The 10,938-nt window shown below is 31.2% G+C and carries 8 protein-coding genes and 1 pseudogene; all 9 read left to right on the forward strand.

The window, feature by feature from the left end; genetic code table 11:
* The coding region (locus UIB65_RS02645) for a CDP-glycerol glycerophosphotransferase family protein (protein ID WP_330039585.1) at nt 1-1,003 on the forward strand (1,003 nt) is incomplete at its 5' end.
* Between the two features lies 1 nt (nt 1,004).
* Entirely contained in the window at nt 1,005-1,964 is a 960-nt protein-coding gene (locus UIB65_RS02650; RefSeq protein ID WP_330039586.1) for a glycosyltransferase family 2 protein, read from the forward strand.
* 1 nt (nt 1,965) lies between these two features.
* Nucleotides 1,966-2,928, forward strand: a complete 963-nt coding sequence (locus UIB65_RS02655; RefSeq protein ID WP_330039587.1) for a glycosyltransferase family 2 protein — start codon at nt 1,966-1,968, stop codon at nt 2,926-2,928.
* A 13-nt stretch (nt 2,929-2,941) separates the two neighbouring features.
* Nucleotides 2,942-3,799 carry a glycosyltransferase family 2 protein gene (locus UIB65_RS02660; RefSeq protein WP_330039588.1) on the forward strand — a complete coding sequence of 286 codons (858 nt, stop codon included), beginning with the start codon at nt 2,942-2,944 and terminating at the stop codon, nt 3,797-3,799.
* Nucleotides 3,800-3,850: 51 nt separating this feature from the next.
* A complete protein-coding gene (locus tag UIB65_RS02665) occupies nt 3,851-5,254 on the forward strand; it encodes an undecaprenyl-phosphate glucose phosphotransferase (protein ID WP_330039589.1) in 1,404 nt (467 codons plus the stop codon).
* Nucleotides 5,255-5,410: 156 nt separating this feature from the next.
* Nucleotides 5,411-8,083, forward strand: coding sequence for an OB-fold nucleic acid binding domain-containing protein (locus UIB65_RS02670; protein ID WP_330039590.1), 2,673 nt, complete (start codon nt 5,411-5,413; stop codon nt 8,081-8,083).
* A gap of 23 nt (nt 8,084-8,106) precedes the next feature.
* Nucleotides 8,107-9,042: a DNA repair and recombination protein RadA gene (gene radA / locus UIB65_RS02675; protein WP_330039591.1), complete on the forward strand. Its 936-nt coding sequence runs from the start codon at nt 8,107-8,109 to the stop codon at nt 9,040-9,042.
* A 59-nt stretch (nt 9,043-9,101) separates the two neighbouring features.
* On the forward strand, nt 9,102-10,007 hold the full coding sequence (locus tag UIB65_RS02680; protein ID WP_330039592.1) for an AEC family transporter: 906 nt from the start codon (nt 9,102-9,104) through the stop codon (nt 10,005-10,007).
* Between the two features lie 298 nt (nt 10,008-10,305).
* Nucleotides 10,306-10,938: pseudogene (locus UIB65_RS02685) on the forward strand (disulfide reductase); the annotation flags it as partial.

A 10,938-nucleotide genomic window follows, 5' to 3' on the forward strand; every position in this document is an offset into this window, starting at 1 on the left:
CGATTCAGGAGAATCATTTAAAGGTAATTTAGATTATATTAAAAAAGAGTTTGAAAAAAGGGGAAATTTTGATTTTAACTTTTTTTATAAGGATAAACTTTCATTTTCAAGCTTCAAATCCTTAGCAACATCCAAATATGTATTTTTAAATGATAACTTTTTCCCACTTGCTTTTATGAATTTCAAAAATGAAACTAAAGTTGTTCAATTGTGGCATGCTCCCGGAGCTTCAAAAAAATTTGGGGGGTCCGTTGCAAGTGAAAGTGAACTTGAAATGCTTTCTAAAATTGGTAAAAATACTGATTATCTAATTTCTTCTTCTAAAAAAATTGAGAATTATTATTCGCAGGCTTTTCAAATTGATAAGGAAAAAATTATTCCTTTGGGACTTCCAAGAATCGATTATTATTTTGAAAATCATGATTTAAACAAAATCAAGTTAGAATTCTCTAAAAGATATGGTATTGACACCAATAAAAAGATTATTCTTTATGCTCCAACCTTTAGGGATGAAAAGAAGTATAATAATGTTTTTGATTTTCTGGATTTAAAAAAGTTCAACGATGTTTTGGGTGATGAATATGTTCTTGCCCTAAGGTTACATCCTAAAATTAAGGATTTTTATCAAGATGATATTGGATCTAGTGAGAATTATGTGGACTGTAGCGATTATCCGTCTGAACAGGAACTGATGATGATAAGTGACATTTTAATCACGGATTATTCCTCCATCATGATTGAATTTGCCATTCTAGACAAGCCAATATTGTTTTTCGTTTATGACTTGGATAATTATCTGAATAGTGAAAGAGGTTTTTATTATGATTTTGAAAAAACCGTTCCTGGAAAGCTTGTTTACAGTTCTGATGAATTGATTAATGCAATTGAAGGTAAAGATTTTGATAAGTATAAGATGTCAGATTTTCTTGGAACACAATTTGATGTAATCGACGGTAAATCATCTGAAAGAGTTGTTGATTTTCTTTTAAATAATGGTGAGTAATATGGATAATATTAAAGTTAGTGTTATAGTACCTGTTTTTAATAATTCGGAATATATAGGTACAACACTTGATTCGATAATTGCTCAAGATTTTGACGGTTTTGAAATTATTGTAATTGATGACGGATCAACTGATGATAGCTTGGAAGTTATAAGTGATAAGTTAAAAGATGTTGATATTCCAAACACTGTTATTCATCAGGGAAATCAGGGTGTAAGTTCAGCAAGAAATAAGGGTATTGAGGTTTCTTCAGGAGATTATTTGGTTTTTGTCGATGCTGACGACTATATTTCAAGTAATCATTTGTCTAGTTTATATAATTGTGAAAGCGATTTCAGTTTAATACAACTGGTAAAAAAGGATGGTGAAACAACTTCCAATCCCTATAACTATTCTGCAGACTATATTTCTACCAAGGACTTTATAGAAATGGAACTTAAGATGCAGATTCCATTCAACTTTGTACAATTGAGCTATAATTCTGACATAATCAAAAATAATTCCATTAAATTTTCAAAGGATTATATCTATGGTGAAGACACTCATTTTGCCCTAAAAGCTTTGGCTTACGGTGATAAGATAGCTATTTCAAATGAAGTTACCTATTATTACATTCAACGACAGGATTCAGCAATAAGAACATCCGATTTCAGACGTTTTGATATTGTAAAAATATTTGAAGATTTGGCAGATTTTTACAAAAGACAGGGATGGGATGATTTAGCTAATCTGATTATAACTTCCAGAATTCCTAAGGCAATTTTTGGAAATATGAATTACTTTTTCTATAATTCATACGATTTCAATGAAGTGATTGCCGAAATGAAAAAGTTGGATTTATTCACAAAACTGTCCAAATTTGAAGGGGATAGCAAATTTAAATTCAAAATTAAATTATTTTTATTAAATCCTAAAATATATTATAAAATATGGAAAAAATTTAAAAATTCAATTGGTTAATATGAAGGTTTCTGTTGTAACTCCAAACTATAATGGTGAAAAATTTTTAAAGACATTTTTTGATTCTCTCAATCAGGATTATGAGTGTATTGGAGAACTTATAATAGTTGACAATGGGTCAGATGATGGAAGCAAAGAACTTATCAACAGTTATCAGTTTAATTTTCCAATTTGTCTAATTGAAAACAGTGAAAATTTGGGTTTTGCTCCTGCAGTCAATCAAGGCATAAGAAAAGCAAAATATGGTTATGTTTTTTCACTAAACAATGATACTGAAATAAAAAAAGGCTCAATTAAAGCTTTAGCAGAGTTAATATCTTCCGATGAAAATATCTTTTCCGTACAGGCCAAAATGCTTCAATATGACAATAAAGAATTTATAGACGATGTTGGGGATGAATATAATTTGCTTGCCTGGACCAAAAAAACAGGAGAAAATCACAAATCAACAGAATTTAATAATGTTTGTGAGATTTTTTCAAGCTGTGCAGGTGCGGCTCTGTATAACAAGTCAATTTTAGAGAAAATCGGTTTGTTTGATGATAATTTTTTTGCATATATGGAAGATGTGGACTTGGCAATCAGGGCCAGAATCAATGGTTATGTGAATCTCTTATGTCCTCAAGCTATTGTTTATCATATTGGAAGCGCAACTAGCGGAAGCAGGTATAATGAGTTTAAGGTGAGATTGGCTGCCCGTAATAATGTTTGGGTTGTTTATAAAAATCTTCCAATTCCATTGAAAATTTTAAATTTTATTTTTTTATTCTTGGGTTTTTTTATAAAATACATATTCTTTTTAAAGAAAGGTTTTGGTCCGATTTATCTAGCTGGAATTAAGGAAGGTTTAAACACCAGAAACGATAAAGTAAATAAGGTAAAATTTAATTCTAAAAATACAAAAAATTATTTTAAAATTGAGTACAGATTAATAATTAATACCTTTAAATTCTTAAAAAAATAGATAGTTGAGTTTCATGGATCTTTCAGTTGTAATTGTGAATTATCAAACATTTGAATTAACTAAAAATACTATAAATTCTATTTTTGAATATGATTGTCCTTTTAGTTATGAAATTCTTGTTGTTGATAATGCTTCCGGTGATGATAGCCTGTCTAAATTGCAGGGATATTTTAAAGATAAGGTTAAATTTATTGCATCTAGTGAAAATAGGGGATTTGCAGCTGGAAACAATCAGGCATTAAAAGTGGCAAAAGGAAAATATGTTCTTCTTTTGAACTCCGATACTATCGTATGGGAGAACACTTTAGAAAATATTTATAATTACATGGAAAATCATTCTGATGTAGGTGCAACCGGCTGCAGGGTTCTTTTGGAAAATGGTGAACTGGATAAGGCATGCAAAAGGACTTTTCCCAATGTTAAAAATTCATTTTTCAGGTTATTTCATATTCCAACAAAAAGTGAAGATGATAACTATAATCTAGATAATTTGCCCGACGGAGAAGTGTATGAAATAGATTGCCTAACGGGGGCATTCATGTTTATCCGAAAAGATGCACTTGATGAGGTTGGATTTTTGGATGAGACTTTTTTCATGTATGGTGAGGATATTGATTTATGTTTTAGGATTAAAAAATCCGGATGGAAGATTGTCTATTATGGAAAGTCAAAAATTACACACTTTAAGGGAGCAAGCAGCAAAAAACAAAAATCTAAATTAATATATGAATTTTATAGGGCCATGTATATATACTACAAAAAGCATCATGCTCATGAATCTTTATTTATAACCAATGTCATTGTATACCTTGGAATTTTTGTTTTATGCGTTTTAAAGCTATTTTTAAATTTATTTAAAAAGAAAAGTTAAATAAGGTATTGTACTTAATAATATAATAACACTAGTTTCTAGGTAGTTATTATGATAAGGGAAAATCAGAGGTTATTGAATGTCCTTTTAGTATTAATCGATGTTTCTGTCATCATTTTTTCATTATGGGCTTCAATATGGCTAAGATTTGAAACAACTTTATTTGGACCGATTGGAGATCATTTAAGTTATGAAACTTACGGTCTTTTCATGTTTACAGCCGTAATTCCAGTTTATCTGATTTTATATTTTGCTTTTGGATTATATAAGCCCCGCAGGACTTATAAAAACATTTTTTCAGAAGCAACCCAAATTATCAAAGTAAATATTGTCGCATTTTTCGCGTTAGTATCTATTTTATTTATTATTAACCAGCCTGACTTTTCCAGATTAATGCTTTTCCTGCTGGCTGTTATTTGTTCTATTTTAGCAATTATAGAAAGATTTGCTATTAGAAGCGTTTTAATCAATATGAGAATCAACAATAAAAACTTAAAACATATTCTCATTGTCGGCGATAATGATTTGGCATTTACATTTGCCCGCAAAATCAAGGAAAATCCTTATCTTGGGTTTTCCATTGGAGGAATGTTGGGAAGATCCGAACATCTTGGCAAATCAGTAAATGGGGTTAGATTCATTGGTACCTTTAAAGATTTGGATAAAATTCTAGAAAGACACAGATTTGATAGGGTTGTTTTGGCAATTCCTTTAAGATATTATTATAAGATTAATGAGCTAGTGCAAAGCTGTGAAAATGTAGGAATTAAAGCGGAAATCATTCCTGACTATATAAGATATTTTCCAGCACAACCATCTGTAGACATGATTGAAGATATTCCAATCATTAATATTCGTTACGTTCCTTTAGATGATTCTTTTAATAAGTTTGTAAAAGCTGTATCTGATTATGTAATTGCTGTTATAGCCATTATTATAACATCACCTATTATGTTGGTTACTGCAATTGCTGTTAAGATAACTTCTCCGGGACCTATTATTTTTAAACAAGAAAGAATTGGTCATAATGGTAAACCTTTCCGGATGTATAAATTCCGAAGTATGAAAGTTCAAGACCCTAGTTTGGAGAAATCAGAATGGACCACAAAAGATGACCCAAGAAAAACTTTGGTCGGAGACTTTATTAGAAGAACAAGTATTGATGAACTGCCGCAATTCTTCAATGTTTTAAAAGGGGAAATGAGTGTTGTGGGGCCTCGGCCTGAGAGACCATATTTTGTTGAGCAATTTAAAAAATCAATTCCAAAATACATGGTTAAACATCAAGTTAAACCAGGTTTGACCGGTTGGGCTCAAATTCATGGATGTCGTGGTGACACTTCTATTACTAAACGTATAGAATATGATATTGAGTATGTAGAAAATTGGCACTTGGGTTTGGATTTAGGAATAATGATTAAAACCGTATTGAGGAAAAACCCTAATGCATATTAATTTTTTTTCATAATTTCATATCCGTGCATTTTGATAATATTTATATTAAATTTTTTAGTAATATTGATGTGGATTACTTTTCAAATGCTCTGTCTCTAATACTTTATATACATTCTAATTTAAAATAATAATTAACTTTTCTATGAGGGGTTTGGTATGCAAGAAGAAATTTTAAAATTATATGAAAAAGTTCAAGATCAACTTTCACAAGAAGAGTTTTTAGCAGAAATGGACCAAATTAGTAAAACTAACTTCGAAGGTGTTACTTTTGTCGATGAAATAGATTTAGCACGCGAAGTTTTAAAAAATCATGGTGTAAATGATTTTGAAACAGTTTCTGCAGAAAAAACAGATTCAAGTGAGGATAATGAAGAAGTACCTTTCGAAATTTCAATTGAAAGTGATGAAGTAGAATCTGATGATAATGCAACATTTGTAATGACTGATGATCTTTTAGAGAAATATAACAAAGTAAAAGATAAAATTACTGAAGAAGAATTCCTTGCCAGGATGGAAGAATTCAAAAAACAAGAATCTTCAAATCCGTTTATGAATGATTCAGGATTTGCTGACATGGTTGTCGGTGAATTAATCGATGAAGAAGTTGAAGTTCTATCCGAAAAACCTGAGTTTGCCGTAAAATCAATAAGTGAATTGGAAAAAGGTAGTAAGGATGTCACTATTGATGGAAGAGTAATATCTATATCAAATAAAAGATCATTCAAGACTCGTAAAGGTGGAAAAGGTGAAGTCTGTAATGTGGAATTGCAGGATAACACCGGAACCATGAGAACAGTTTTCTGGACTCAAAATATGCCTCTTTTAAAGAAATTTAATGAAGGCGATGTTATTCAAATTAAAGGTGTTGATATCAAGGATGGTTATTCAGGCCTCGAGGCAAATTTAAGACCAAGGTCAACTGTTGTAAGGTTAGAAGACAATCCTTCCAAATTCCCGGTTTATGAAGAAAAAATAACCGATATTGCTGATATTGAACCTGACACTAAAGTTAATATTATTGCAAGAATCGTTAGAATTCCAACCGTAAGAAGTTATGAAAAAAATGGAAAAGAAGGAAAAGTCGCATCAATTGATTTACAGGATAAAACCGGAAAAATTACATACACATTATGGAATAAAAATGTTGAATTAATTGATGAATTGAAGTTGGAAGATGGCGACACTGTAAAAATACTTGCTGCTCAATCTCGTGAAAGAACAAATATGGATGGCATATCTGAAATTTCTTTAAGTCATTGGGATGGAAGAATAATTAAAGGTGATTTCGATGTTCCTGAAATTGAACAGGAATTCATTAAAATCGGAAATCTCAGCGAACAAAGTGATGTATCTATCAAAGGTGTTGTTGTAAGGCTTCAGGATATTAAAACATTTATAAGAAAATCTGATAATACCGAAGGTAAATTAAGAAACTTTGATGTTGGTGATTCTTCCGGATCCATTAGAGTAACTGTTTGGGGAGATGATACAGAATTGCCAATCAACAAAGGAGATATCCTTAAAATTATCGGTGGTAATGTTCGTTTTGATGAATACACCCAAAGTGGATATTCTATGAACACTAACTTTAATACTCAAATAACTATTAATCCTGAAAATTTATCTGTAGAAGAATTTGAAGAATTCGAACAATTAAGAGAACAATTAAGACCAACTCCTATTGGAAATATTGAAGAAATTGATGAAGATGGAGTTGAAATAGATATTGTCGGCAGATTCATTTCAGTAAATGATGTTAATGAATTCCAAAGAGATGACGGTTCTGTCGGTATTGTTCGTTCAGCAATTTTTGCAGATGAATCTGGTAAAGTTCAGTTATCCTTATGGAATGAACGTGCTCAAGAAGATTTTAATATTGGGGATGCATACCAAATTGAAAATGCTAGAACAAGACTTGGAATGTATGATGTTGATTTAAACATTGGTGGCGGTTCTAGACTTATTAAATTATCAGAAGAACAAGCATCTGCAATGTTTATTCCAGAATTATCTACATTAGAAAAAGCTCTTTATGATTATAGAAAAATTTCTGATGTTGATGAAGATGAAAGTGATGTAATTCTAATTGGTAGAATTATAGAATTGAATGATATCCGTAACTTTGAGAGGGATAATGGTGACACTGGCAGTGTTAGAAATATAGAAATTGCCGATGATACAGGTTCTATCAAAGTTGTATTATGGAATGATGATGCTAATATGGATTTAGAAATTGGAATGCCAATGAAATTACAGAATCCTCGTATAAATATTGGTATGGATAATCGTATTGAAGCGGTTGTCAGTAGAGGTACTACAGTTTTAGAACCTAGTGAAAATGAAATCGATAACTTACCAACTTATGAAGAGTTGAAAGAAGCGATTTATGTGCCAAAACCAATTGAATCTTTATTAGAAGATGATACAAATGTTTGTGTCACTGGTGTTATACATGAAGTAAGTACAGATAAGAATATTCTTAAAAAATGTCCTAACTGCAGATCCAATGTTGAGACAACTATTGAAGAGAATGTCTGTGATAATTGTGGACACACATTTGATGAACCTAATTACACATTAATGATACCTACTAGAATTGAAGATGAGACTGGTTCAATTCATGCTACATTTTTTGATAAATTAGCTGAAGAACTCATTGGAATGGAAAAAGAAGAGGTTATTACTATTATTGATGATGGTATGGGTATTGAAGATAAACTTGAAGATTTAAACGGCTTAACAGTAGAAATTATTGCTAATGTGAGCTTTGATGATTATAATGAAGAAAGTAGGTTAAATCCTAAAAAAATTATATCAAAATATTATTAAACAACTAAAAAGGAATGGTTATTATGGTAGAATTAGCAGATTTACCTGGTGTTGGTGAAAAAACAGCAGAAAAATTAAAAGATGCAGGTTTTGCTGATATGATGAGATTAGCTACAGCTACTCCAAAAGAATTGTCTGTTAAAGCAGAAATTGGGGAAGGTGTTGCTGAAAAAGTTATTGAAGCAGCACGTAGAGCTGAAAATATTACTTTTGAAACAGCTTTAGAAGTAGATGAAAGAAGAAAAGACGTTGGTCATATTACTGTAGGTAGTCAAGAATTCAATGATTTAATCGGAGGAGGTATTGAAACCCAATCAATCACCGAAGTATTTGGTGAATTCGGATCTGGTAAAAGTCAAATTTCTCATGAATTAGCCGTTACTGTTCAATTGCCTGAAGAGCTTGGTGGTCTTGATGGGGATTGTGTATTTGTTGATACTGAAAACACTTTCCGTCCAGAAAGGATTAGACAAATTGCAGAAGGATTTGAATTAGATGCGGAAGAAGTCTTAGGAAGAATTCATGTTGCACGTGCATTCAACTCTTCTCACCAAATTTTAATGGTTGATAAAATTAATGAGCTTATTCAAAGCGGTGTTAATGTTAAATTGGTCATTGTTGATTCCTTAATGGCTCACTTCAGAGCTGAGTATGTTGGAAGAGAATCTTTAGCTGTAAGACAACAGAAATTAAATCAACATTTACATTCACTTCAACAAATTGCTAATACTTATAATGTTGCAGTATTTTTAACTAATCAAGTACAAGCTAAACCAGATTCATTCTTTGGAAGTCCTACAAAAGCTATTGGTGGACACGTACTTGGTCACGCTTCTACTTATAGAATCTGGCTCAAAAAAGGATTGGCTGGTAAAAGAATTGCTCGTTTAGTAGACAGTCCTCATTTGCCTGAAGGTGAATGTGTATTTAAAATTACTAGCGAAGGTATCGTTAGCTAATTTTTCCTTTTCTTTTTTTTCAATTACTTTTTTATATTATGCTATTCTAATTATTATTTATGAATGAAATTGAAGTTACTATTTTATCAATCATTTTAATGATTGCAATAGGATATGTCCTTAAGCGCATTGATTTTTTATCAGAAAAAGACATCAATCCTTTAAATAAAATTGTAATGAATATTTTATTGCCGTGCATGATTTTTTCAGCACTGTTTTCATCAGATTTATCGTTAATTCCTAAATTGGGTATTTTGCCAGTTGTCATTCTAATTTCATCATTTGTCACAGGTCTAATTTCATTTTTTATATTGAAAAGATTGGGATATGATGACAAGAAATTATGGAGTGTACTTGTTACTGTAATGATCGCTAATACTGCATTTATGGGATATCCTGTAACTTTAGGAATTTTTGGCCAGGACGGGTTTTTAAGAGCTATTTTTTGTGATATTGCTACTATGTGCATTTTTTTAATTCTTTCATTTGTTTTGGTAATCAAATTCGGAGGCACAGTTAAAAAAGCTATTCGTAAAATTGCTTTGTTTCCTCCATTATGGGCCATTATATTAGGGTTAGGGCTAAATATATTAAATATTCCTATAGGGCCTGTTTTTGATAATGTCATTAATTATTTAGGGGATGGAGCCATTCCTTTAATAATGATTTCATTGGGTTTGTCTATTGATTTAAGTGGTCTTTCAAGAAGTAAGGCAATGATTGGCTTTACTTCAATAATGAAATTGTTATTTTTCCCGTTTATTGCATTTGTGGCTGTATCGTTTTTAGGTCTTTTGAATTTGGAATATACAGTTTCCATAGTAGAGGCCGCAATGCCTTCAGGAATGTTGTCACTGCTACTTTCAATTACTTATAATCTTGATTATGAATTGACATCAGATTGTATTTTAATCAACACTGTAATCTCTTTGATTACACTCCCGATAATTATCATGATTTTATAGCGAAAATTTCTATAATTTTTTCTTACCTAAATTATTCATTTTTTCTAAAATAAGTTATAATTTATTATTTTCGCTTTTTAAGATTAATTTGGGTGTTTTATACTTTTTTATTAATTTCACTAAACTTTTTATATTCTAGTATATAAAGGTTACTCCAATAGTTTATTAGAAAGCTTTAAATATGTGGGTTAACTACATTAGTATATCTAATACTATGTAAAATTTTACTACTTGTTTTAAATTGCAATTTTTATATATATTAGATATTTTTCACGACTTGTACAAGGAGAAAAATAAAATGGCAGAAGAAAATAATAACGAAGAATTAAGGATAGGTGTTTACGTCTGTCACTGTGGTGTAAACGTTGGCGGAGTCGTAGACTGTCCTAGTGTAGCTGAATATGCTAAGACCTTACCTGGTGTAGTTCACGCAACCGATTACAAATACATGTGTTCTGACCCTGGTCAAGCAATGATTCAAGAAGATATCAAAGAGAAAAACTTAAACAGAATTGTAGTAGCAGCTTGTTCCCCTCGTCTTCACGAACCTACTTTCCGTAGATGTGTAGAAGAAGCAGGATTAAACAAATTCTTATTTGAATTTGCTAACTTAAGAGAACAAGACTCCTGGGTACACATGAACCAACCTGAAGAAGCTACCGAAAAAGCTAAAGACTTAACACGTATGGCTGTAGCTAAAGCAAGATTACTCGAACCATTAGAAGCTACTAAAGTAGCAGTAGATAACAAAGCATTAGTTATCGGTGGTGGAGTAGCTGGTATCCAAACTGCATTAGATTTAGGTGACATGGGCTTCAAAACCTACATGGTAGAAAGAAACCCAACCATTGGTGGAAGAATGGGACAATTAGATAAAACATTCCCTACTCTCGACTGTTCAATGTGTATTTTAGCACCTAAAATGGTAGAC

The organism is Methanobrevibacter sp., assembly GCF_036307625.1.
Lineage (GTDB): Archaea > Methanobacteriota > Methanobacteria > Methanobacteriales > Methanobacteriaceae > Methanocatella.

Excerpts from the sequence above, each read along its gene's own strand:
- UIB65_RS02655 (WP_330039587.1), top strand. The coding sequence starts at position 1,966 with ATGAAGGTTTCTGTTGTAACTCCAAACTATAATGGTGAAAAATTTTTA.
- UIB65_RS02680 (WP_330039592.1), top strand. The coding sequence starts at position 9,102 with ATGAATGAAATTGAAGTTACTATTTTATCAATCATTTTAATGATTGCA.
- radA (WP_330039591.1), top strand. The coding sequence starts at position 8,107 with ATGGTAGAATTAGCAGATTTACCTGGTGTTGGTGAAAAAACAGCAGAA.
- UIB65_RS02660 (WP_330039588.1), top strand. The coding sequence starts at position 2,942 with ATGGATCTTTCAGTTGTAATTGTGAATTATCAAACATTTGAATTAACT.
- UIB65_RS02650 (WP_330039586.1), top strand. The coding sequence starts at position 1,005 with ATGGATAATATTAAAGTTAGTGTTATAGTACCTGTTTTTAATAATTCG.
- UIB65_RS02670 (WP_330039590.1), top strand. The coding sequence starts at position 5,411 with ATGCAAGAAGAAATTTTAAAATTATATGAAAAAGTTCAAGATCAACTT.
- UIB65_RS02665 (WP_330039589.1), top strand. The coding sequence starts at position 3,851 with ATGATAAGGGAAAATCAGAGGTTATTGAATGTCCTTTTAGTATTAATC.